This is a genomic window from Paenibacillus jamilae, assembly GCF_050482105.1.
Taxonomy (GTDB): Bacteria; Bacillota; Bacilli; order Paenibacillales; family Paenibacillaceae; genus Paenibacillus; species Paenibacillus jamilae_B.
Genome location: NZ_JBCNHI010000024.1, coordinates 117,287 through 140,808, shown reverse-complemented (window position 1 = coordinate 140,808; position 23,522 = coordinate 117,287). Strand labels below are relative to the sequence as shown.

Sequence of the window (23,522 nt, the reverse complement as noted above, 5' to 3'; positions counted from 1 at the left end):
GGAAGGTGTAGATACACAAGCGGCCATTGTGTATCCGGAGTTAACACCTGATCCGGAGCATATCTATGAACCATTTCCGCTAACGGATGTGCAGATGGCTTATCTGATGGGACGTGAGGACCATTTTGAAATGGGCGGAGTGTCTACACATGTATATATTGAGTTGGAAACTTCATTGGATATGGTTCGGTTTAATCGAGCACTACAAAAAGTTATTGAACGTCATGTTATGTTGCGAACGATTATCTTGCCAAGCGGGCAGCAACAAGTATTAGATTACGTTCCAGAATATCATATTGAGATTATCCCGATGGAGGATCTCTCTAAGGAAGTCCAGGAACAGAGAATACTGACGGAAAGAGAGCGCATGTCTCACTACATTTTTAAAACCGATCAGTGGCCTCTATTTGAATATAAAGCCTTTCAATGTTCTGCCGAAATGGTTTACCTTTTTATTGGTTATGACATGTTAATAACGGATGGGGCAAGCTTTCAATTCATTCATCAGGAAATTATGAAATATTACCATGATCCTGAATTAGAATTGGAAGACGTGGACGTTACTTTCAGAGACTACATGATGGCTTATACGGGTTTCAAATCCTCAGAAATATATAAAAGGGATCAGCACTATTGGATAGATAAACTGGAATCTTTTCCTGAGCCTCCTGCTTTACCGTATGTTTCTTCACCAAGCCTGATTGTACAACCGCGATTCGAACGGGTAACCAAGCACTGCAATAGGGAGCTTTACGAAAAGCTAAAGCAAGTTTCACAAAAAAATCACGTGACACCAACTGCAGTGCTGTGCACTGTATTTGCCAAAGTGTTGTCATACTGGAGTAATCAATCCCAATTGGCGCTCAATTGTACTATTTTTAATCGTTATCCATTTCATAAAGATGTATTCAAGATGATAGGGGACTTTACATCCGTTATGTTGCTTGACATTACAGTTGAAGGAGGGAAATCTTTCTGGGAACAGGCTGAATCCGTGCAAAATGTTATGATGGAGGCGCTCGAACATAGGCACTATGACGGAATTCAATTCATCAGAGAGATTATACGTCAGCGTGGTGCTGAAACCCATAAAGCAGCGATGCCTATTGTATTCACAAGCATGTTATTAGATACAGGGAAAGGTACAGATGATTCTGTTTATTATATGGGGGATGTAAAGACAGCGGTTTCTCAAACCTCCCAAGTTTTTTTAGATTATCAGGTCCTAGAAGTAGATGGTGGACTCACGATCACGTGGGATTATGTTGAGCAACTGTTTGATTCAGAATTCATTAAAGCGATGTTTGACCAGTACTTTATGTTGCTGGAATCTTGCTTAAGCTCAGATGCAGGAAATCGTTTTCCTTGGGGAACTGAAAAACTTCTTCTGACCACAGCCTTTAATAATACTTGTGAAGAAATTCCTAGGACTACACTCCATTCCTTGTTTGAACAGCAGGCCGTTCGTTGGCCAGAGGCAATTGCAGTGATTTATAAAAATAGCCATATCACTTATCAGGAATTAAATGAGCGCTCGAATAGGGTGGCTCGCTATTTACAGGAATATGGCGTATGTCGTGGTGAATTTATTAGTGTATTAGCCAATCGGAGTATTGAAACCATTGTGAATATTATAGGTATATTGAAGGCCGGAGCGGCTTATGTACCGATTGACCCTGATTATCCAGAGGAACGTCGTGAATATATTAGAAATCACAGTGGTTGTAAATTAATGTTAGAACCGGATCTTTACGTTAAGAAAGAATTAGCCGTTTATTCTGGTGAGGTTCTTCAGGTCGAACATGATCCTGATGATGTTGCCTATGTGATTTATACTTCAGGTAGTACAGGCCAACCTAAAGGAGTCATTGTTACACATGGGGCGGTAGCGAACACGGTGCAGGATATTAATCGTAAATTCAATGTGAATGAGCAGGACCGTATTATTGGATTATCATCCATGTGTTTCGATTTATCGGTTTATGATCTATTTGGAGCGTTAGCGGTTGGGGCGGCTTTAGTGCTTATTGATGATCAACGTGATATTACAGAAGTCGCCAAGACACTAGAGGAACATAAAATTACAATTTGGAACTCTGTTCCAGCTATAATGGACTTGATGTTGGACCATGTGCTTGGAGAAGAAGAGGAAAGCTATTATTACTGGGATAGTATGTATCGGTCGTCTGAAGCACGAAAGAAAAACACTTCTTTGCGTTTGGTCATTCTTAGTGGAGATTGGATACCTCTCAGTCTACCGGATAAGATTCGCAGACAATATATTCACGCGAATGTAGTAAGTATGGGTGGAGCAACAGAGGCTTCTATTTGGTCCATTTATTATCCTGTATATGAAGTCCATGAAGATTGGGCCTCCATACCTTACGGAATGCCACTAGCCAACCAAACTTATTATGTATTGAATTACGATCAGGAACTTTGTCCAATAGGTGTAAAAGGTGAGCTGTACATTGGAGGTATTGGCCTAGCCAAAGGCTATCTTCATGAAGAAGAAAAAACAGCATTCTCATTCTTAGATCATCCAAAGTTTGGCAGATTATATCGCACTGGAGACCAAGGGATTTTGAATTCAAAAGGATATATTGAATTTTTGGGACGTAACGATCAGCAAGTAAAAATTCGCGGTTATCGTGTAGAACTTGGCGAAATTGAAAATCAAATTCTTCAAATTATTGGAGTAAAGGAAGCAGTGGTTTTGTATACCCCTGATTCAAGAGGAAATAAAGTACTGTGTGCGTATATTGTGGCCCAACCAAGTTTGAGCATTCAAGATATTAAAGAAGGTATTTGTCGTGTATTGCCAAATTACATGGTGCCTACACATTTTATTCGTCTTGAACAAATTCCTTTAACACCTAATGGCAAATTAGACCGGAAAGCACTGCCAGAGCCATCCGGTAAAACCATATTTCAAAAGAAATATGAAGCTCCAGTGACGGAGATGGAGCACATTATGGTACGAATTTGGGAAGAGATTTTGGAGTATAGTTTCATTAGTGTAGACGATTCTTTATTTGAACTGGGAGTGGATTCGACAAGTGTAATTAAATTTGTGGCGAGACTAGCTACAGGTCACGGAATAGAGCTTCCGATTCGACAGATATTTGTGACACCGACTATTCGAGAATTGGCATCCCTAGTTTCTTCATCCGAGACGCAGATTAGCGACCTTTCAAACGAAAGAATGTTGTTTAATCCACAGGGAGAAAGAGACCGGAACATATTTTGTTTCCCTCCGGTAGTGGCTTTAGGGGTTGTATATCAAAGGCTTGCTGAATTCATTGGTTCCTATCGATTGTATAGTTTTAATTTTCTTGAGATTGAACAGGACCGTCTCATTGCAGAATATATCCGCCTTATAAAAGAAGTTCAGCCTGAGGGGCCTTACGTATTTCTGGGAATTTCAGCAGGAGGAAATTTGGCTTTTGAGATTACAAAGGCACTTGAAAAACAGGGAGATAAGGTTGGCCAGCTCATTTTATTGGACTCATTCTACATTACAGAAATAAATTCAGAGCGGCTTACAACAGAAGAGAGTCGTAAATATGCGAAAGAGACAGTAGACATTATGTTAGAAAAATATCCACAATTGCAAAGTGAAGGAGAATTTTTTTATCTCCATGTTGGAGAGAAGATACAGAGATACTATACTTATCTGGATAACTTAATGAATTCCGGACAAGTTGCGGCTCATATTCATGTTATTAAATCTCTTCAGAGTCAAAGTAAACATATACGTGGAGATATCCGGATGTGGGAGCATTCTACAATTGGGGAGTATTCCATTTGTGATGGGTATGGGGATCATGAAAGCATGCTTGATGCTACATTTGTTGAACAGAATGCAGATTTGATTCTAAGCATATTGGAGAAATAAACGATAAAAAGAGGTATTCCATGGCTATTTTGCTTCCTGGAACACCTCTTTTTTTACTGGTTACTTGCAAACAGTCTGTCAACCTGAAATCGTTTGGATGATGAGCACTACATTCAAGATAATGATGACAGCAGTCACGATCCAGGTTATTACTTTTTGCCACATTTTATTTGCAAATTCACCCATAATCTTTTTGTCACTGGTAAAGAGCAGTAATGGAATGATGGCAAAAGGGAGCTGGATGGATAAAATAACCTGACTCAGCACAAGCAGCTCTTCCGCCCCTTTTTCACCTGCAATCGCAGTGACAATGACTGCTGGAATGATCGCGATAAGACGGGTCACCAAACGACGCAACCAAGGTGAGAGACGAAGGTTCAAGAAGCCCTCCATCACAATTTGTCCAGCTAAAGTGCCTGTCACGGTCGAGTTTTGACCTGAGGCGAGTAACGCTACCCCAAACAATATGCTCGCAAGTGTGGTTCCGAGTAATGGTGAAAGCAGATAATAGGCACCACTAATCTCTGCTACATCCGTTCTTCCTGCTGTATGGAATACGGCAGCTGCTACGATCAAGATAGCTGCATTAATGAATAGAGCGAACATGAGCGCTATACTGGAATCCCAAGTTGCAAATGTAATTGCTTCCCGCTTACCCGCGGATGTCTGCTCATATTTGCGAGTTTGTACAATAGAAGAATGCAGATACAGGTTATGCGGCATTACGGTAGCGCCCATAATACCGATGGCGATATACAGCATGCTTGGATTCGTCAATATTTGCGAATCTGGCACGAATCCTCCCAATACGCTGCTCCATTCCGGTTGTGCCAAAATGAGATTAATGCCAAAACAGCCGGCGATCGTGGCCATTAATACAATGACGAGTGTTTCCAATGCCCGGAAACCTTTATTTTGCAGCAGTAAAATGAGCATAACATCAAAGGCGGTAATGATGACCCCGTATAGTAACGGTAGACCGAACAGCAGCTTCAGCGCAATGGCTGAACCGATGACCTCCGCCAAATCCATGGCTGCAATGGCAATTTCGCACAAAAGCCATAAGCCGATCGCGACAGGACGACTATAGGCATCACGGCACATTTGAGCCAAATCTTTACCTGTGGCAATGCCGAGCTTGCCGGCTAGGGCTTGCAGCAGGATAGCCATCAGATTGGAGATCAGAATGACACTAAGCAGTGTGTAGCCGAATTTCGATCCACCAGCGATGTCTGTGGCCCAGTTGCCAGGGTCCATATAGCCGACAGCGACCATATAGCCGGGTCCAGCAAAGGCGAGAAATTTCCGAAACCAGGTGCCGTCCTTCGGGACGCTTAAAGAACGATTCACTTCCGACAGTGAAGCGATTTCCGCGAAGTTGCCCTTTGAATTTTTCATACGCTTCACCTTCTTTGTTCATATTGAAATATAGTATTAGTGACATAGTGAATGTGTTATCCCTATTGTACACCCACAATAGTTTTTGTCTAGTGCAACTTTTGTGTGGTCAAGCAAATTCATCATATTTTTGAAGCAGTTGCACACCTTAATTAAACCAAACCATGGAAAATAACCAAGCTAAATTGTTCTCAATGGAGCAGATGTAAAGTGATTCATTTTGCGTGGCTCGTTTAAAGTACATACGAGAAGGAAATCATGTATTAACATGACGAGAATTTCTGTGGAGTGCAAATAAAATGGAGAAGGAGAGATGAAATCATGGAAGCGTTATACACAGCATCAGCAACGGTACATGGTGGAAGAGACGGTTCAGTTGCTTCTTCAGACGGGGTTTTGAAGCATAAGCTAAGCACGCCGAAGGAACTGGGCGGAGCAGGTGGAGACGCTACAAATCCGGAGCAGCTGTTTGCGGCAGGCTACGGCGCATGCTATGAGAGCGCCTTGGCGAATGTGGCTCGAAAAGCCAAGGTAAAGGTGGACAATGTAGAGGTCACCAGTCACGTATCGATCGGCAAGGACCCAAGCGACGGCGGCTTCCAGTTAGCGGTGCGTCTGGATGTGAAAATCCCGGGAATCGAGCGTTCTCAGGCCGAAGATTTGGCGCGCCAAGCACATGATTTTTGTCCGTACTCCAAAGCAACTCGCGGTAACATTGATGTGGAACTCAACGTCATTTAACCGCATTTTTAAAAAATTCTACACACAGCCGCCGATGGATCGGCGGCTTTTGCACCTAGATCCTGAGTTGCTGAGAATTGCGACCATTTGACATCATCGCCAAAATTCATTAAGATGTCATAGGTGATTCTGGTCATCAGGTACGAAACAAATTTGAAAAATACGGGTGATATGATGTCTTACAGACCGAATATTGTTAATTTCACGCTGGCTGGCAGCAACGAAAAGGAAGGGCTTTATGAGTTTAAAATGAGTTTGGCCGATGGAACCGAGTGCCGCGTTTTTTCTCAACGTAATCCGGAGTGGACTTTGACGAATATTAGTCGACTGCTAACGACACCTTGCCCGGTATGCCATAAGGATTTTATCTGCAAGTGTATGGATCAGTTCCATGATGAGTTTTTAGAGCAAATTCATGCAAAACAGCTGTTTGAGAAAGCATTGAGTTAGTTTTTTGAATAGGTAAGGATTATACATTCCTAAACAAGCGTCGGATACATTCGGCGTTTTTTTGTTTATAATCGTATCGTTGTGTTTCCATACCGTTGAATTCTCTGTGGAGGTGAAATACGTTGATGAACCAGTCTGATCATGTCCATACCGGTCATTCCATTGTATTGGTGGATGGGGTATGCCACTTTTGTCAGGGAGCAGCCCGCTTCATTATCAAGCGTGATCCTAAGGGGGTATTTCATTTTGGTTCTCTACAGTCCGAGGCAGGACAAGAACTTTTACGTGCAGGTGGACTGTCTACAGATCAGCTGGATACGTTCGTACTAATTGAAGATGGTACGTATTATACAAAGTCAACTGCAGCTTTGCGGATTGCCAAACGCCTTCGTTTCCCATACCCGCTGGCCTATGTATTCATCCTGATTCCCCGCTTTATGCGCAACGCTGCCTATAACTGGGTAGCACGTAACCGATATCGTTGGTTTGGCAAGGATGAAGAGGATCAATGCCAGATCCCCCCACCAGAAATTAGGAAACGATTTTTTTAGTTCCCTTTTTTATGTCTATTTTTGCCTCGATAGTTACGAATCAGTAATATCACCGCTACGGCGATCAGTAAAAGACCCGTAACAGATACATATACAATATGTCGTACATTGGGTACGTTGACCGACAATTGTAGCTTGTTAGACTCTAACGGAGCAATGTCCCAATAGAGTGTTTTTCCGTCATCCGATACACGATCTGCGTTGCTGAAAGCAGGCTGGATGGGTAGGGATAGGCTGAAGTTAAGATCCAGTTGCCGTTCTAGTAATTTGCGTGCGAACACATTCATTTGTGCTAACTTATCACTCAGGCCACGAGCTTCTTCAGGTAGCATCTGAGGCAGGTCGAGCTTCACCGTAAGATCCATATTTGTTGTGAAAAAATGTTGGCTTACAGTGCGTTTTATTTCTAATCCCTCAGGCAGATTTAAGCCTTGAACGGGATTTTTTTGGTTTGTACTCCAATCCCCTTGATAATGCCCCTTTATTTGATATCCCTTCCGTCCCTGTTCCGACAGCGGCTTTACATTTACATTGTTGCTTTGCATACGTTGAACTAATCGATCGAGCAGGCCGGGATTGTCTAACATTAGCAGTGTCTGGTTATTTACACTGAACGTTGCATCTATATCTACACTTTGATCTAGATGAACATCAACATGGACGTCACCCCGAGCGCAGGAAGTTAGGGCAAGCAGGCAACACACCAGCATAAAAATGAGCAGTATTTTTCGTAACTGGATTTGCCGACGTTTGTTCCGATAAGGGCCGTATCCTGTTGGATTCATGACCTGCACCTTCTTTGTATGGTTTCTTTAAATTAAGGACTGGACATCTTCTATATATTACACATTTGAAGAGGCAAAATCGAACGCTATACAAGAAATGATGAGATTTATATTTCGAAAATGTTTCCTTAGGTAAAAATTTTAGTGTATACTCCAAAATATAGTGTGTGTAAAAAATAATTGTCTCAAGGAAATAGTTTGTCCCAAAACAAATATTACAAGGAGGATTTTAAAACATGAACAAGCAGTTTAAGAAGGCTTTGCCGCAGTGGGTAGCGACGGTTGGAGTGCTGTCTTTAGTTCTGGTTCTAGCGACTGCATGCAACGATGCCAAGAAGACAGAGCAGGGAGCTGCGAGAGAGGCGGGACAAAAAATAAAGGCTACAGCTACCATAGGCATGATCTCTGATATTGTCGGGAAGGTCGGCGGTGCTCATGTGGAGGTCACAGGAATTATGAAGTCAGGCGTTGACCCGCATTTGTACAAGGCGTCTCAGGGAGATATGCGTAAGCTGGATGAGGCTGACATCATTTTTTATAACGGGTTGCATCTGGAAGGAAAAATGCAGGACATTTTGGAGAAAATCAGCAAGCAAAAGCCCGTTGTAGCCGTGTCCAAAAACATTGCCCAGAATCAATTGCGTGCAGCCAGCCCGGAAATGGGGGCTGAGTATGATCCACATATCTGGTTTGATGTACAAAACTGGATGTCTGCGGTAGAAACCGTCAGAGATGAATTGTCGGAACTGGATGCTGCTCATGCCAAGGAATATAAGGCCAATGCCGAAGCTTACCTTGCTGAGCTACGAGAGTTGGATGATTACACGAGAGAGCAAATTTCCAGTATACCGAAGACTCAGCGCGTACTTGTCACGGCGCATGATGCCTTTGGCTATTTCGGAGACGCTTACCAGATTCAAGTAAGAGGGCTTCAAGGCATGAGTACAGAATCAGAAGCGGGCTCGCAAGATGTGACCAAGCTGAGAGATTACCTGGTGGAGCATAAAATTAAAGCCATATTTGTAGAATCGAGTGTGCCGAGAAAGGCCATTGATGCCGTTATTCAGGGTGCAGCTCAGCAAGGTCATACCATAAAGGTTGGCGGCGAGCTGTATTCGGATGCTATGGGTGAAGAGGGGACAGAAGATGGAACATATATTGGAATGGTCAAGCATAACGTGAATACGATCGTTAGAGCGCTTAAATAAGGAGGCTTAGACCCATGGGACATTCACCACTTGTTGTTCGTGATTTATCGGTAGCCTATCAAAAAAAGCCCGTTTTGTTTGATGTCTCCTTTGAGGTGCCGGAAGGCAAACTGATTGGTATTATCGGTCCCAACGGAGCTGGTAAATCTACACTGATCAAGGCCGTACTTGGTTTGATCCCAAAGCTTAGGGGCGAGGTGCTGGTCTACGGCAAGCCCTATAAGCAACAGCTACTCAAGGTTGGATATGTACCGCAGCGGGAGTCGGTGGATTGGGATTTTCCGACGAACGCTCTGGATGTGGTTATGATGGGACGGTACGGCAGACTGGGCTGGTTTAAGCGTCCGGGAGCAGCAGATCGTCAGGCTGCGATGGAGAGTCTGGACAAGGTTGGGATGAGTCCATTTGCAGACCGACAGATTAGTCAATTGTCTGGCGGGCAGCAGCAACGTGTTTTTTTGGCGAGAGCACTTGCGCAGGACGCTCAGCTTTATTTTATGGATGAACCGTTTGTCGGTGTGGACGCTGCAACAGAAAAAGCTATTATTTTATTGCTTAATGATCTGAAACAGCAGGGGAAAACCGTGCTTGTCGTTCATCATGATTTATCTACGGTCACGGAATATTTTGACCAGGTTATGCTGTTGAATGGGCATCTGATGGCGATTGGAGAGACCGCAGATATTTTTACCGAGGAAAATCTGCAACGTACGTATGGCGGGCGTCTGAGTGTACTCAAAACAGGCTCGAATTCTGGCACGATACTCGGAGTGAGGTGAGCAGTATGAAAAGCTTGGCGACGCTTTTGACAGACCCGAACATGCAGTGGATTTTGCTAGGCTGTATTTTACTCGGTTTAAGCAGCGGGGTGATTGGCAGTTTTATGTATTTGCGTAAGCAATCGCTTATGGGAGATGCATTGGCACATGCAGCTTTGCCGGGGGTATGTGTGGCTTTTATGATTACAGGCACAAAATCCATGTTTGGATTTATGATTGGAGCTGCCATTGCAGGACTTGCTGCTACCTTTGCCATCAGTGCGTTAACCCGGTATTCGCGAATTAAAAGCGATTCGGCGATTGCAGCTGTGTTGTCCGTATTTTTTGGCTTTGGCATTATGTTGTTGACCGAAATTCAGCATAGTGGTGCTGGCAACCAAAGCGGGTTGGATAAATTTTTATTTGGCCAGGCTGCGGCAATGGTATCGTCTGATGTCTATACGATGGCGGTAATTTCGGTGGTGCTCATCGGAATATGTTTATTATTTTTCAAGGAATTTAAGCTGCTCAGCTTTGATCCCGGCTTTGCCCGTGGACTTGGTTATCCGGCAGGTTTACTGGATAAGTTGTTGATGCTGTTGATTGTTATTGCGGTAGTTGCCGGCATTCAGGCCGTGGGCGTCATTATGATGGCTGCTCTGCTGATTACCCCGGCCGTGTCGGCAAGATACTGGACGGAGAAGCTGGGCGTTATGGTGTGCCTGTCAGGCTTGTTTGGTGCTATAGCGGGTTTTGGTGGGACCGTTATTAGCTCTCTGGGACAAAACTTGCCAACAGGACCATTGTGCGTATTGTGTGCGACTGTGGTGTTTGGTGCAAGTCTGATCTTTGCGCCGCAGCGCGGAATGATTTCCAAGGCTATCGTTCAGATGAACGCCAGAAAAAGTCTGGAGCAGGGAGTCGGAACACAGCCAAGGGAGGAGCGTGCCCTATGAGTTCATTTTATGTGATTCTGACGGGAATGTTAGTGGCAGGGGGGTGCAGTATCGTCGGTTGCTTTCTCGTGCTTCGGAAAATGGCCATGATCGGCGATGCTATCAGTCATGCAGTACTGCCTGGTATTGTCATTGCCTTTCTCATCAGCGGGTCGAGGGATTCGGTGTGGATGATGTTTGGTGCGGCCGTGCTGGGGCTTCTAACGGTGTATCTGATTCAGCTATTCCAACAAAGTGGTCTGCAAAGTGATGCCGCCATTGGCGTGGTGTTTACAACATTGTTTGCTATCGGTGTTCTACTGATCAGTGTATTTGCTTCCAATGCCCACCTGGATATGGACCACGTTTTGTATGGGGAAATTGCTTATGTCCCGTGGAATACGCTAGAAATTGCTGGCTTTGACGCAGGTCCGAGAGCTGTGTGGATTACGGGCGCAATGTTTTTGATCAATCTGCTCGTGGTAGGGGGCTTTTTCAAGCAATTTAAAGTCACTTCCTTTGATCCCGCATTGGCAGCTTCCTTGGGCATTCCGGTTGTTTTTTTTCATTACCTGCTAATGAGTCTCGTTTCACTAACAACTGTGGCGTCATTTGAGAGCGTAGGTGCAATTCTAGTGGTTGGCATGCTCGTTGTACCACCTCTCACCGCTTATTTGCTGACAGAGAAGCTGTCCCGTATGATTGCGTGCAGCGTGGGTGTTGGAGCCATTAGCTCGATTGTGGGTTTTTATACAGCAACTGTATTGGATGCTTCTATTGCGGCATGTATGCTGTGTGTATCGGGTGTGTTGCTGCTTTTGGCTTTTCTCTTTTCACCGTCCCATGGTGTGGTATGGCGAAAGTTATTTCAACAACGCGGGATCGTGGGTGAAAATAGCTAATGAGTCTCGTAAGTGATCCTACATGAATTATTCAAATTGGCGTGCAGTTGGGCATAAAGTGCCTGAATGCACGCTTTTTTACGCTTATGCTAATCTGTGCGGCTTTTTTTGAGGCAAGCTTGTTAGGTCCTCTTGAATTGAACAGGACACGGGAGTACATTCTTTACAATCACACAGAAGGGTCGGAACGAGCTGTTACGCTTCGGGGAGGGACAAGATTGGAGAGCTTCAAACGTAAATCACCAGAGGAAATATTGGATTCCATTAACAAACTGCATCGAGGCAGACTCAAAATATATATTGGTGCGGTCAGTGGCTCGGGCAAAACGTATCATATGCTGCAGGAGGGACAATCGCTGCAACATGAGGGGATTGATGTTGTGATTTGTGCGGTATCGACCCTGCAGCGGCGTGAGACCGTAGAACAGGTCGGCACGCTGGAGCGAGTACCCAGTATTCATTGGATGGAAGATGGCGAGGAGCAAAAGGATCTGAATGTGGAAGCTTTGGTGGCACGAAATCCAGAGGTGGTGCTGGTGGATCATCTGGCACACCATAACCGAAAAGACGCCCCATTTCCAACAAGATTGGAGGATATTCGGTATTTGCTGGAGCTGGGCATTAGCGTCATTACGACGGTTAATGTTTATGAACTCGAAGGAATCACAGAGTGGGTCTATCAGCTAACAGGCTTTGAAGCGGAATACACAGTTCCCGTGGATACATTAGAGCTGGCAGATGAAATTCGTCTAATTGATGCCACCCCGGAGATGATTTTGGAACGGCTGGCGAAAGGTTACATGCATACGCCCAATCCTGAAATGTTTCACCGGGGAAATCTGGGTAAATTGCGCGAGCTCGCTCTGCGTCTGGTGGCAGAGGATGTGAATGATTCGCTGGAACGGCACCGGGAGGAGCTAGGCTTGCACGGGGCGTCAGGAGCAGCAGAGCGTATTTTGGTGCCTGTCCAATATCATTGGAACGGGTCCATATATATACGCAGAGGGGAGCAGGTGGCCAAGCGGTTGGGTGGAGATATGCTGGTGGTCTCCTTTGTCAGCTCGAAGCGAAAGCTGTCCAAGGAATCAGCAGCCTTCAGGCGCTCCATTGAGCAGTTGGCCGACAAGATCGGATCAACATTTGAAGAAATCCCTCTCCTTTCCCGCAGAAGGCTGCCACGTCAGCTTATTCATTATGCGGTAACTCACAATGTTACCCGCATTGTTATGGGGCATTCTCGGCAGACTCTGTGGCAGGAGCTGGTTAAAGGATCACTGGTGAACGGAATTTTAAAACGAATGAAAAATATGGATCTGCTGCTGATTGCGGACCGAGCCGAGCAGGAGGGTGAACGGATTCTGCCAACGATGAGACAGGAGGAAGGAGATACTGACCCGTATCATCGTTTGAGCGTTGAGGAAGTACAGGCTGAGGAAGCCAAAATCCTGCGGGGCAAGCTCAAGGTATACATTGGTGCTGCTCCGGGGGTCGGCAAAACATACACCATGCTGAGAGAGGGAAATGATCTGCTGGATAACGGGATTGATGTGGTTATCGGATTGCTGGAAACGCATGGAAGAGCAGAAACGCTGGCCCAGGTAGGCTCTCTGGAGACGATTCCTCGTCAGTCTATCGAGCGTCATGGTGCATATTTGGAAGAGATGGACACTGAAGCTATTCTCAGGCGTAATCCTGAGGTCGTGCTGATTGACGAGCTGGCACATACCAACGTTCCGGGAAGTCTGAAATCTAAGCGTTATGAGGATGTACTGGCTATTTTGGAGCAAGGTATTTCTGTTATATCCACAATGAATGTGCAACATCTGGAGAGCTTGAATGACGCAGTAGAACAAATTACTGGCATTCGGGTGAGAGAGACTGTCCCTGACCATATGATGCGTCTGGCTGATGAAGTACAGCTTGTGGATGTGGCTCCCAAATCGTTGCAGCAGCGTATGCGTGAGGGCAAAATCTACGATCCTGCGAAGGTGGAGCAGGCACTTAGTCACTTTTTTAAGCTGGGTAATCTGATTGCGCTACGTGAACTTGCTTTGCGGGAGTTGGCAGATGATGTAGATGAGCGGCTGGAGTCCTGGGATCGGCACGAGTCACTTCGGGGACCGTGGCGCAGGGAGGAAGTGATCTTTGTAGGCGTGACGCTGACCAAAAATGCTGAAAGACTGATTCGCCGTGGTTTTCGTATTGCCTTTCGCCTGAAGGCTATGTGGATTGTGACTTATGTTCATGTCGGTGAGCGTATACCTGAGAGACTGAATCCTCGTCTGGAACAACTAAAGCTGCTGACCCGCCGGCTGGGGGGGACCTTTGAAATTCGGCTTGCTTCCAGTCGACGCGAGATTGCCGACATTTTGATTGCGCCAGTACAAGGATATTCGGGTACGCAGCTCATCGTGGGTCAGTCTTCCCGAAATAGCTGTTGGGGGAAGACTGCGGTTGTGCCAAGGATTCTCCGTCATGCACGTCATATGGACGTTCTCATCGTGGCGGATTATGATCCGGATATCAAGCTGGAGACAGATTATTAATAAAGCCCAATTGATTCATAAATAGTCATATGCTGGTTACCGGTTATTCACTGCTTCCATAGTATATTCTATCTCAAAGAAATGGAGGCGAGATTGAATGTTTAAACATCGTAAACATTTTTGTCATTTTCCAAAGCCAAGAAAACGTGTGACTAAGAAAATCATTAAGGTGACTGTCATCAAGTTTAAGCCAAGATTTAAACATGAAGACTTTGAAAAGAAATTCCATTGCCGGAAACGTCGTCATCACCACCACCATCACTGCCACCATCGTCATCACGAATGTCATCGTCGTCACCACAAATTCTACTAAGTTGAAGATCGTAGGAGGCGGGGCTAGATTGCCCGCCTTCTTTTAGTACCAGGATTCTAGGAAACTATTTGTACAAAAAAATACTTGCTCTAAAATAGGTGCTATGCTATCCTACCAGTAAATAGAATTTATGTGACGGAAGCACCGTTCACCAACCGTATGTACTTACGGATGGATGAACGGTGCTTTTTTGCGTTGTTGTGTCGGGAAAGGGGATGAGCGTGATGGTTCCAGTAAAAGTAGTGTTGGCCGTAGAAGATCGGGATTATATTGAGCCACTGCTGAATTATGTACACGGAAGTGAGTACGCCAGAAGGCTGAGAATAACAGCTTTTTCGCAACCGGAGGCATTTCATCAATACATGATAGAGACCAGCGGAATGAAAAGACCCGATGTCGTGGTAGGTGAAACGGCCTTTCTGAATCTATGGACAACTCGGAAAGATGCAGGTATTGCTTGTTTGGTTTTACATGAGGGAGAACACGTGAGCGAATATGGGCAGCCTTTATTAAAATATCAACCTTTATCTGAACTGGTCGGTTTTATTCTGGAAACAGCGAAACAGAGGTCGAATAGTCGGAAAAGCGTAAACAGTCGGGAAGGTGGAATGATTATCGGCATGGTAGCAGCTTCTGGTGGATTGGGCAAGACAACGACCGCGCTCAATATGTCCAAGCAACTGGGGAATGAGGGATATTCAGTATTCTATTTGAATCTGGAGACGGTGGATTCAAGCTCGCTGTTCACTGGTTCAGACAGTTCAAGTGGAGCACCAGGAGAAGGGCTGTCCAGGCTGCTGTATGACCTCAAGTCAGAGGGGAATGAGCGCACATCCTTATCCATAGCCTCCTATTGTGTGCATCGCCCTGAAATCCATGCTGATACCTTCCAACCTGTCTATAATCGCAAGGAACTGATGGATATGACTTGTGATGAAGCGAAAGAGCTCATTCGAACGATTGCTGAAAGCGGGCAGTATGATGTAGTAATCGTGGATGGTGATTCAGAACATGGTGAGCGGGCTCAAGCTGTGCTTGAAGCTAGTCATAAGCTGATCTGGTTGCTGGCTGACGATTTAATGAGTATGCACAAGTGCGGATTATGGCTTGAGGTTTTAGCAACCACGCAGCCTGAAGGTCTTGAAGCCATGATATGCAAAACCAGCTTTGTGGTGAACCGCTACATGGGAACTATGACCAACTCGTTACCTCGTGACTTCATAGAGCTAAGTGGAGCGTTACCCTACATTCCTTCATGGAAGCAAATGCAGCATCGTGAGTTGCTGCTTAGTTCACCGATTTACCAGCGGGAAATCCTCCACTTGTGCCGTGAGTTGCTGGATCTGGAGAGCGCAGCACAGCCGACGGTGGCTTGGTCTTAAGGGGATGATGAACATGAATGAGGAACAATTTAAGGCGTTGCGCGCAGATATCCGTAACGGGCTGGACGTAACGTCCTCGGTAAAGGATATAGATCTGGTACGGCATATCGAAAAACGAATTCTAAATGATGTAGAACTGACGGACTTAACTTCCCGAGAGAAGCATGCACTTGTTCGCAAAATTTTTAATTCTTTCCGTGGGCTGGATGTGCTTCAGCCACTAATTGACGACCCGACCGTTACGGAAATTATGATCAATAGTCACCGGGAAATCTTTGTGGAGCGGGCAGGTGAGGTGGTTCAGGTGCCCGATCAGTTCGAATCCCGCGAGCGACTGGAGGATTTGATTCAGACGATTGTAGCCGGGGTGAACCGGATTGTGAATGAGTCTTCCCCCATTGTAGATGCCCGATTAAAGGATGGATCACGCGTAAATATTGTGCTGCCGCCAGTTGCTCTGAAGGGACCGACGATGACCATACGGAAATTTCCCGAGCGTCCCATGACGATGGATGATTTGATACGGATGGGGGCGCTCAATACAGAAGCCGCCGCTATGCTCAAAGACTTGGTTCGTAGCAAGTACAACATTTTTATAAGCGGCGGAACGGGCTCTGGTAAAACAACCTTTCTGAATGCATTATCCCAGTTCATCCCTTCATCTGAACGGATTATTACGATTGAAGATTCGGCAGAGCTGCAAATTGTGACTGTCCCCAACCTGGTTTCCATGGAAACACGGAATGCGAACACCGAGGGGAGGGGAGAAATCACGATTCGTGATCTGATCCGTTCCTCCCTGCGTATGCGGCCGAACCGTATCGTGGTGGGTGAGGTCAGAGGGAGTGAGGCATTGGATATGCTGCAAGCGATGAACACAGGACACGATGGATCGTTGTCAACTGGTCATGCGAATAATATCCGCGATATGGTCAGCCGGTTGGAAACGATGGTGCTCGGCGGGGCGGAGCTTCCGCTTGGAGTAGTACGGCAACAGATCAGCTCGGCCATTGATATATTTGTTCATCTATCACGGCTACGTGACAAATCCAGAAGGGTACTGGAAATTAGCGAAGTGATTGGCTTTGAAAATGACGAGGTGACACTGAATCCTCTTTATCACTTCCGGGAAAGCGGAGAAAGTAAAGGACGAATCGTAGGAGGACTGGAACGTTGCGGCCGGGGTTTGCAGCATACCTTGAAGTTACAAATGGCCGGAATCAAGCCGGAAAGCTGGCACGTGGAAGGAGCTTCGGTATGAGAACAAAAAAGGCGACTGCCAATCAAGTGTCACGTGAGGTCCCTTCTCTGCCAGATTATACGGTGTATACCTTATCGACTGTACAAAAAAGTCTATGCATTCTTTTTAGTGGTGTGCTGTTCGCGATGATCGGATATCTATTTTACCACCAATGGATATTATCGTTGCTATGTGCTGCTGGAGCTGTGGTGACGCCTCGTTATTTTAGAAATTTTTTGCTACAACGACGCAGAGCTGCTTTAAGCATTCAATTCAAACAGGCTTTGTACTCGCTTTCGTCTTCTCTTTCAGCGGGAAGGTCCGTGGAGAATGGATTTCGTGAGGCTGTAGAGGATTTAAGATTGCTTAGTCCGGATGGAGATCACGATTTGATCTTTGAATTTAGCATTATTACAGCCTGCCTTGAAATCGGACAGCCTGTAGAGGCTGCTTTGCAGGATTTGGCTCGTCGGGCACAAATGGAGGATATTACGAATTTTGCAGACGTATTTACGGCTTGCAAACGAACCGGGGGTGATCTGGTGGAAGTTGTACGACGGGCTTCAAATGTCATTGGTGAGAAGCTGGATATTCAGCAGGAGATCGGTGTAATGATTGCGCAGAAACGTTTTGAATCAAGGGTTATGTTTGCAGCGCCTTTTTTGTTTGTTTTGTTTATGACAGTGACAGCAGGAGACTACATGATGCCCTTATACAGCGGTACAGGTATGATTTTATCAACCTTTTGTCTACTGGTGCTTGGTGGCTGTCTTATGTGGATCAACCACATTATGAAGATAGAAGTGTAAGGAGTGATGGGTGTGGTGACGTTGGTTTGTCTGGTCATGCTGGTTCTGCAAGTGGGAGGTTGGGTGGTGCTGAACCAAATGTATGCTGCTAAGTATGCGCATTTTCGCCATATGAAGCTGGAAGGACTGAGGCTGCAAAAACTTTCGGTGCCTTTTGTTCACATGCTTCATGTTTCACGTGTCACTCAGAGGTTGCCTTTGCTAATGTTCAAGCTCCAGCGCTCAATCCAGAAACTGTATGGTATGCGTAACAGCGGAGAAAAAACGATGCTTTTTCTGGCAGAAATGTTGGGCTACGGGTATATGGTGGCTGCTGGTGGAGCATTAATATCGCTCATGCTGGGCGGTGAAGCGACTGGACTGGTGCTTGGCTTAGGGCTCGGTGTTCTGGTGCCAGTTGCGCTGGTTAAGGATCTGCATGGGAAAGTACAGAAGCGGGATCAACAGATTTTAATGGAATTGCCTGAACTACTAAGTAAAATGATGCTTTTAGTTGGTGCGGGGGAGACGGTACAACGGGCTTTGCTTCATTGTGTGGAACGTAAAGGGGCGGATACGATACATCCATTGTATCGGGAATTGCGGCAGACAGTGGGGGAATGGGAAAGTGGCTATTCCTTTCAACAGGCATTTGAACATTTGAGCAAACGTTGTGGTATTCAGGAAGTAACGATATTTACAACGACAGTTTTATTGAATATGAGACGCGGCGGGAGCGATTTTGTAATGGCTTTACGTGAGTTATCTCAGACGTTATGGAGCAAGCGTACTTCAATTAGCCGCACAAGAGGGGAACAGGCTTCTTCAAAGCTAGTTTTCCCGATGGCATTAATTTTGCTTACGGTCATTGTGCTGGTGGGCGCTCCGGCTTTAATGATGATGAATATGTAGGAGGAATAAAATGATGACGACATCGGTAGCAGGTAGTATTCGTAAATTGTACAAGGATGAGGATGGTTTGGGGACATTGGAAATGATCCTGATCATTGCAATTTTGATTGCGGTAGCAATTATTTTTAAGGATCAGATCAAGAAAATTGTAGAAGGACTGTTGAAAAAGGCGGATAAAAAAAGTAACGATTTTATGGATTCATAATGCTGTGCAAATTGGTACAAAAAGAGGATGGGAGCTTCTCATTGGAAGCTTCTCTCGTCTTTCCCATTCTGCTGCTGGTCATTTTTGTAATGTTATTTTTTTGCCTGTACATATATCAAAAATCTATACTGGTGCAGGTTGCTGCTACTGCTTCGGAAAGAGCTGCTTACAGCTGGGATAACAGCTTTAAGGAGCCACGTACAGGAGCATTTCCGCAGGGGAAAAGAGATTCTCTATATTGGCGTTTGAAGGATGATGTCATGTTAGGCGCCCTGTTTGGTTGGGCCGGCGCCAATAACCAGGAACGTGTACAGGTACCGGGCGGCAATGGAGGTGGCTCGTTACCTGCTCAGAAGCTGTCCAATGCAGAAAATAAAATGCCTATGGGCATGCAGGGGCAGATGATATATGAGAACAGTATGGTTCACCGTAAGGTAAACACAGAACTTAATAAGATTGTGAAGGTTCCTTTGTTAAATCAGTTTTTAGATCATACAGATTTACAAGGAAAAATGAACTCGGGTGTGGTGGAGCCTGTGGAATGGATTCGTACGGTGGAGTTGGTCCGTTATTATGGTGCGAAATTTATGGGCAGAGGTTCCGGTGAAAAGGTAAATCCGTCAGTTGCAGGGAAAGTATTGATGCAATATGGGCAAAACGGTCAGTAAGGAGTAAGCAACAGGGACAGGGATGTAACTGGAAAGGAGGAAGCGGGTGTTTGGTAAGGGACGAAATACAAAGGACGGAGAATCAGGTGCTGTCACGGTCTTCCTCATTCTGATGTTGGCAGTCATGTTCGGTTTTATTGCTGTATTTATTGATTACGCGAGAATTGCTGCGCTGCATGTACAGACCGAACGGCTGACCCATGCGGCGGTACGGTCAGTGATGTCTGCTTATGATCCGGTATTACAACAGGAGTATGGTTTGTTTGCTTATGGTGAAGGCGGCGGAGAACGAATTATGGTCAAAGTGCTGAATGATAGTGCGCGGCGTACGGCGCGCGCGGAAACGTTACCTCTAATGAATATGAAGCTGGACTCCAGTTCACTGCAAATGGAAAGGGAGCTTGGTAAATATGCCATATTTAACGAGCAAATCCGTGAAGAGATGAAGTATAAAGCACCTGTTGATTTTACGTTTGAAGTGCTCGAAAAGTTGAAGCCGCTCTCTCAAAATATGAAGGAAGCCTCACATACGGTAGATTTGCTGAAACGTCTGCAAAAGCTGTACGACAGACGAGAGGGCAAGCTGGATGACATGCTGGAGAAACAGCGCAAGGCAGGAGCTTATATGGAAGAGGTGCGCAAACGGATTATTAAACAGAGGGGGACATATATGCCTAATCAATATATATGGGACCCACTTGAGGTTGTAGCCGATATTGCTGCTCAATATAAGCATTATGTACATGTATATGAGGACAACAAGAAGAGTGTGGACGACGTTAAAATCATGCAGATGGAGAAATATGCAAGAAGGGCAAGGATAGCACTGGATCGCCTGCGACAGGTCATGGTTCAGATTAGGGAGGAGCATGATAAGCTGCTTCTGGAAGCCAAAGAACCGTTGAATGAAGCCCGGCAGATTAACGAAGAGATGCGCAAAGTCATTGTCCAGTATAAACAGAGGGCGTCCAATGCAGGCTATGACGAGGTTTCAGCAGCCCCCACTCCAAGCGGAGTAGGCTCCAACGCCGATCCGTCTGTAGGAAATGCCCGGCAAAAGGCGGAGGATTTGCTGATTCCCGACAACGAATTTGAGCAATGGGAAGCAGAAATCGAAAAGCAACGGACCGCTTTAAATACATCTAACAATATAATAACGAGCATGATGCGTACATTATCTTTCTATACAGATCCATTTTTGAATGCAGACATGCTCAAGCAAGAAGTTGCTTCAACGCTCAAAGAGATAGATAAATACTTAAATGCGTATGCTTGGGCGGGACCCGCCAATGTACTCGACGGTGAAGCCAGCACGATGGACACGCGACGCGGCCCTGACAAAGAACGCAAGAAAATGGAAAAAGAAGCGAAAAACAAACTCAAGCAAGCCTATCGGATCATTGAGGTTCTTTCCAAAGGTAAACAAAGCGCTGAGCAATTTCGAGAGGTGGAGCAGTATTACAACGAAAGTATTACGTTTAATCAGTCTTCATCCAGTCCATCCGTATCTGCTGATTTGTCCTATGACACTTATGATGCAGCGGGGGCTTCCATGGATAGTATGGATGGTTTATATGCGGCGGCATCCAACTTACTGATTCAACTGGGAGATGAGTTTTACCAGAATGAATATGCGCTTTCCTATTTCCATCATGTGGATTTTAGCCGATTTGGCAGTTTGGCTGGATCAGGTGGAAATGTGGGTAATGCCGCACAGATTTTGGGAGATCAGCTGGAGGTGAATAACCAGGAAGTTGAGTATATTTTGTATGGGTTTCATAATCCGACGGGTAATCTGGCATCTGCCTATGGGGAGATTTTTGCTATGAGACTTGCCATTAGAACGATGGAGGGACTAGTTAAAAATAGCTCAAAGGGTAACCCGTTGGTCGTATTGGCGGCAGCCTTGTTATATGGAGTAGAGAAGGCGATTGAAGATATGATCATGCTGGCACAAAAAGGGGATGTGCCTTTGTCTGACTTTCTGAAATTTCGAATGACTTACAAGGATCATTTGCGATTGTTCCTGATGCTCCATAGCAATAATGAACGAAAAATGTCTCGTATGCTTGCTCTAATTCGCCTGAATACAGATGTCAATCCAGCTGAGCGCTGTACGTATGTAAAGGGTGAGGTCAAGAATGGGATGAGGCTATGGTTTCTACCGGGGGTAATGAAGATGCTAGGAACCGCCTCCCAAGAAGGCGAGAGTATTAAGGGAAGTGTGTACTATGTCACGAAAACAGCGCATTTTTCCTACTAATCAGTATCTACGACAGGTGTATGGACAGAAGCAGCGTGAACAAGGAAGTATTGTTTTAGAAGCGTCATTGGTGCTGCCATTATTTTTGTTTTTTATTATCTTTCTCATTTATATGGTCCAAATGACGCTGGTATCCACAGCTTTGCAGACTACTGCTTCAGAAGCAGTTAAGCAGGTTTCGGCTAAAATCTACCCAGTATCTCTAGCCGTGGAGGCGACCTCCGCAAAAATAGATGCAGTCCGCGAACCGCTGGATGAACTGCCCAAGTTATCTGTGAGTGAATACGCAAGCCAATTCGCTGCCCAACTGCCACCTCCAATCGGTGATTGGGTAGAAAGTGCTATTCAAGGCGGCAAAAAGCCACTGGAGGAGCTAAGGGGCCGCTTAACTGAGGCAGCACTTGATCCTGTTCTGAAGCCGCTGCTAAAGCCTTTTATGCAGACAAGCATTCTGGATTATGACCGTATTCATATAACTAGCGTGCATGTACCCTCTCTTACAGAAACTAAGGACCCTTATTTTAGAGTAGAGCTATCGTATGAACTGCCGATGAAAGTACCCTTTTTGTATCGCAATATTGTGCTCCAAGCGGCAGCTGAGGAACGTCTTTGGATTGGTGATACAGGAGAGGGAGCAGGTACAGGTGATGCAACAGGGGATAAGGATGCGCAGCATTCCATACAAGTACTCGTCAAGCCTGAACCTGCTGTGAAGGGTGTATACAATTTGATTAAGGCCAAGGTTGAACCTGGGACGAATGCTACCCTGTCTGTACTTTATAAGTCAGGTGAAAGCACAGCTCAGCACTTGGGCTGGACCTCAGCCAATGCAGAAGGAATTGTTGAATGGAGCTGGTTTGTGGGGACCAACACAACACCAGGTCAATGGAGCTTTGTAATTGAAACAGAGGATGGCCAGCGTATCGAGGTTCCGTTTTCTGTGCAGAAGACAACTGATGGATAGTCCAGATATAGACATTTAGAGATAACTATGATGGAAAATGGGTTGGCAGGCCCTGCTAATTTCTATATTTATAAAGGGGAAAGATTACATTGACGTGGATGTATATTGTGTGCGGAGTTCTGCTAGCGATTGCGCTAGTGACAGATTTACGAAGCATGAAGATACCTAATAAGCTTACATTACCCGGCATAGCAGTAGGTTTGCTGTTCAATACTCTGTTTGGGGGCTGGCACGGTTTTTTATTTGCTATTGCTGGACTTGGCACCGGCTTTGGATTCATGCTGATTTTATACTGGATGGGAGCTATTGGTGCAGGAGATGTTAAGTTGTTTGGCTTAATTGGAGCATGGACAGGTGCTGCTTTTGCCTGGCAATCGGCTCTATATTCGATCTTTTTTGCAGGGATTATTGGTATAGGGATTTTGCTATGGCGGAGGGAAAGCATTATGAGATTACGACGTGTAGCGTTTAATTTAGGAGGGTTTTTCCTGTTTCGCAGCGGCAAGGCGCTGACCAGTGGGAGAGAAGCACATCTCAGGTTTCCTTTTATGACGGCAGTCATTCCGGGAGCGGTTAGTGCTTATCTTTACTTCTTGTCATGACGTGTTCGCTTGG

20 protein-coding genes are annotated in these 23,522 nt (G+C 45.4%); 18 read left to right on the top strand and 2 right to left on the bottom strand.

Annotated elements, in window-relative coordinates:
* Positions 1-28 precede the first annotated feature (28 nt).
* The gene (locus tag ABEW32_RS24525) at positions 29-3,898 is read left to right on the top strand and encodes a non-ribosomal peptide synthetase (protein ID WP_430192657.1); all 3,870 of its coding nucleotides are present in this window, start codon (positions 29-31) and stop codon (positions 3,896-3,898) included.
* Positions 3,899-3,976: 78 nt separating this feature from the next.
* Here ABEW32_RS24525 and ABEW32_RS24520 read toward each other — a convergent pair whose 3' ends face one another.
* Complete coding sequence (locus tag ABEW32_RS24520; protein ID WP_430192655.1) at positions 3,977-5,296, bottom strand: Nramp family divalent metal transporter; 1,320 nt, start codon at positions 5,294-5,296, stop codon at positions 3,977-3,979.
* Positions 5,297-5,617: 321 nt separating this feature from the next.
* On the opposite strand from ABEW32_RS24520, the gene ABEW32_RS24515 reads away from it, so the two are divergent.
* From ABEW32_RS24515 to ABEW32_RS24505, 3 genes are all read left to right on the top strand, one after another.
* Entirely contained in the window at positions 5,618-6,037 is a 420-nt protein-coding gene (locus tag ABEW32_RS24515; protein WP_013369947.1) for an organic hydroperoxide resistance protein, read from the top strand.
* 123 nt (positions 6,038-6,160) lie between these two features.
* The gene (locus ABEW32_RS24510; RefSeq protein ID WP_430192653.1) at positions 6,161-6,487 is read left to right on the top strand and encodes a hypothetical protein; all 327 of its coding nucleotides are present in this window, start codon (positions 6,161-6,163) and stop codon (positions 6,485-6,487) included.
* Positions 6,488-6,612: 125 nt separating this feature from the next.
* A complete protein-coding gene (locus ABEW32_RS24505) occupies positions 6,613-7,038 on the top strand; it encodes a thiol-disulfide oxidoreductase DCC family protein (protein WP_430192663.1) in 426 nt (141 codons plus the stop codon).
* Here the strand turns inward: ABEW32_RS24505 and ABEW32_RS24500 are convergent.
* Positions 7,035-7,823: a DUF3153 domain-containing protein gene (locus tag ABEW32_RS24500; RefSeq protein WP_430192651.1), complete on the bottom strand. Its 789-nt coding sequence runs from the start codon at positions 7,821-7,823 to the stop codon at positions 7,035-7,037. The genes ABEW32_RS24505 and ABEW32_RS24500 overlap by 4 nt on opposite strands.
* Positions 7,824-8,059: 236 nt before the next feature.
* On the opposite strand from ABEW32_RS24500, the gene ABEW32_RS24495 reads away from it, so the two are divergent.
* From ABEW32_RS24495 to ABEW32_RS24430, 14 genes are all read left to right on the top strand, one after another.
* The gene (locus tag ABEW32_RS24495; RefSeq protein WP_430192649.1) at positions 8,060-9,031 is read left to right on the top strand and encodes a metal ABC transporter solute-binding protein, Zn/Mn family; all 972 of its coding nucleotides are present in this window, start codon (positions 8,060-8,062) and stop codon (positions 9,029-9,031) included.
* 14 nt (positions 9,032-9,045) lie between these two features.
* Positions 9,046-9,810 (top strand): metal ABC transporter ATP-binding protein, encoded by a 765-nt coding sequence (locus tag ABEW32_RS24490; RefSeq protein WP_430192647.1) that lies wholly within the window; start codon positions 9,046-9,048, stop codon positions 9,808-9,810.
* A 5-nt stretch (positions 9,811-9,815) separates the two neighbouring features.
* Positions 9,816-10,745 carry a metal ABC transporter permease gene (locus ABEW32_RS24485; protein ID WP_430192645.1) on the top strand — a complete coding sequence of 310 codons (930 nt, stop codon included), beginning with the start codon at positions 9,816-9,818 and terminating at the stop codon, positions 10,743-10,745.
* Positions 10,742-11,626, top strand: coding sequence for a metal ABC transporter permease (locus tag ABEW32_RS24480; RefSeq protein ID WP_430192643.1), 885 nt, complete (start codon positions 10,742-10,744; stop codon positions 11,624-11,626). Before ABEW32_RS24485 ends, ABEW32_RS24480 begins: the two co-directional genes overlap by 4 nt.
* 218 nt (positions 11,627-11,844) lie before the next feature.
* A complete protein-coding gene (locus ABEW32_RS24475; protein WP_430192641.1) occupies positions 11,845-14,172 on the top strand; it encodes a histidine kinase in 2,328 nt (775 codons plus the stop codon).
* Between the two features lie 537 nt (positions 14,173-14,709).
* Positions 14,710-15,867 (top strand): AAA family ATPase, encoded by a 1,158-nt coding sequence (locus ABEW32_RS24470; RefSeq protein WP_430192639.1) that lies wholly within the window; start codon positions 14,710-14,712, stop codon positions 15,865-15,867.
* A 13-nt stretch (positions 15,868-15,880) separates the two neighbouring features.
* The gene (locus ABEW32_RS24465) at positions 15,881-17,128 is read left to right on the top strand and encodes a TadA family conjugal transfer-associated ATPase (protein WP_430192637.1); all 1,248 of its coding nucleotides are present in this window, start codon (positions 15,881-15,883) and stop codon (positions 17,126-17,128) included.
* A complete protein-coding gene (locus ABEW32_RS24460) occupies positions 17,125-17,916 on the top strand; it encodes a type II secretion system F family protein (protein WP_430192635.1) in 792 nt (263 codons plus the stop codon). Before ABEW32_RS24465 ends, ABEW32_RS24460 begins: the two co-directional genes overlap by 4 nt.
* Positions 17,917-17,922: 6 nt before the next feature.
* Positions 17,923-18,807, top strand: a complete 885-nt coding sequence (locus tag ABEW32_RS24455; protein ID WP_430192633.1) for a type II secretion system F family protein — start codon at positions 17,923-17,925, stop codon at positions 18,805-18,807.
* Positions 18,808-18,817: 10 nt separating this feature from the next.
* On the top strand, positions 18,818-19,012 hold the full coding sequence (locus tag ABEW32_RS24450; protein ID WP_430192631.1) for a Flp1 family type IVb pilin: 195 nt from the start codon (positions 18,818-18,820) through the stop codon (positions 19,010-19,012).
* Positions 19,012-19,680 (top strand): TadE family protein, encoded by a 669-nt coding sequence (locus ABEW32_RS24445; protein ID WP_430192629.1) that lies wholly within the window; start codon positions 19,012-19,014, stop codon positions 19,678-19,680. Before ABEW32_RS24450 ends, ABEW32_RS24445 begins: the two co-directional genes overlap by 1 nt.
* 46 nt (positions 19,681-19,726) lie before the next feature.
* Positions 19,727-21,943 (top strand): hypothetical protein, encoded by a 2,217-nt coding sequence (locus tag ABEW32_RS24440; protein ID WP_430192627.1) that lies wholly within the window; start codon positions 19,727-19,729, stop codon positions 21,941-21,943.
* Positions 21,912-22,907, top strand: a complete 996-nt coding sequence (locus tag ABEW32_RS24435) for a pilus assembly protein (RefSeq protein WP_430192625.1) — start codon at positions 21,912-21,914, stop codon at positions 22,905-22,907. The genes ABEW32_RS24440 and ABEW32_RS24435 overlap by 32 nt, the downstream gene beginning before the upstream one ends.
* Positions 22,908-22,996: 89 nt before the next feature.
* Positions 22,997-23,509 carry an A24 family peptidase gene (locus ABEW32_RS24430; RefSeq protein ID WP_430192623.1) on the top strand — a complete coding sequence of 171 codons (513 nt, stop codon included), beginning with the start codon at positions 22,997-22,999 and terminating at the stop codon, positions 23,507-23,509.
* Positions 23,510-23,522 lie beyond the last annotated feature (13 nt).

What these genes read in the sequence shown, in the direction of transcription:
- ABEW32_RS24520 (WP_430192655.1), bottom strand. Translation starts at nt 5,296, where the DNA reads ATGAAAAATTCAAAGGGCAACTTCGCGGAAATCGCTTCACTGTCGGAA.
- ABEW32_RS24515 (WP_013369947.1), top strand. Translation starts at nt 5,618, where the DNA reads ATGGAAGCGTTATACACAGCATCAGCAACGGTACATGGTGGAAGAGAC.
- ABEW32_RS24505 (WP_430192663.1), top strand. Translation starts at nt 6,613, where the DNA reads ATGAACCAGTCTGATCATGTCCATACCGGTCATTCCATTGTATTGGTG.
- ABEW32_RS24500 (WP_430192651.1), bottom strand. Translation starts at nt 7,823, where the DNA reads ATGAATCCAACAGGATACGGCCCTTATCGGAACAAACGTCGGCAAATC.
- ABEW32_RS24495 (WP_430192649.1), top strand. Translation starts at nt 8,060, where the DNA reads ATGAACAAGCAGTTTAAGAAGGCTTTGCCGCAGTGGGTAGCGACGGTT.
- ABEW32_RS24490 (WP_430192647.1), top strand. Translation starts at nt 9,046, where the DNA reads ATGGGACATTCACCACTTGTTGTTCGTGATTTATCGGTAGCCTATCAA.
- ABEW32_RS24485 (WP_430192645.1), top strand. Translation starts at nt 9,816, where the DNA reads ATGAAAAGCTTGGCGACGCTTTTGACAGACCCGAACATGCAGTGGATT.
- ABEW32_RS24480 (WP_430192643.1), top strand. Translation starts at nt 10,742, where the DNA reads ATGAGTTCATTTTATGTGATTCTGACGGGAATGTTAGTGGCAGGGGGG.
- ABEW32_RS24470 (WP_430192639.1), top strand. Translation starts at nt 14,710, where the DNA reads ATGGTTCCAGTAAAAGTAGTGTTGGCCGTAGAAGATCGGGATTATATT.
- ABEW32_RS24465 (WP_430192637.1), top strand. Translation starts at nt 15,881, where the DNA reads ATGAATGAGGAACAATTTAAGGCGTTGCGCGCAGATATCCGTAACGGG.
- ABEW32_RS24460 (WP_430192635.1), top strand. Translation starts at nt 17,125, where the DNA reads ATGAGAACAAAAAAGGCGACTGCCAATCAAGTGTCACGTGAGGTCCCT.
- ABEW32_RS24455 (WP_430192633.1), top strand. Translation starts at nt 17,923, where the DNA reads ATGGGTGTGGTGACGTTGGTTTGTCTGGTCATGCTGGTTCTGCAAGTG.
- ABEW32_RS24450 (WP_430192631.1), top strand. Translation starts at nt 18,818, where the DNA reads ATGATGACGACATCGGTAGCAGGTAGTATTCGTAAATTGTACAAGGAT.
- ABEW32_RS24445 (WP_430192629.1), top strand. Translation starts at nt 19,012, where the DNA reads ATGCTGTGCAAATTGGTACAAAAAGAGGATGGGAGCTTCTCATTGGAA.
- ABEW32_RS24435 (WP_430192625.1), top strand. Translation starts at nt 21,912, where the DNA reads ATGTCACGAAAACAGCGCATTTTTCCTACTAATCAGTATCTACGACAG.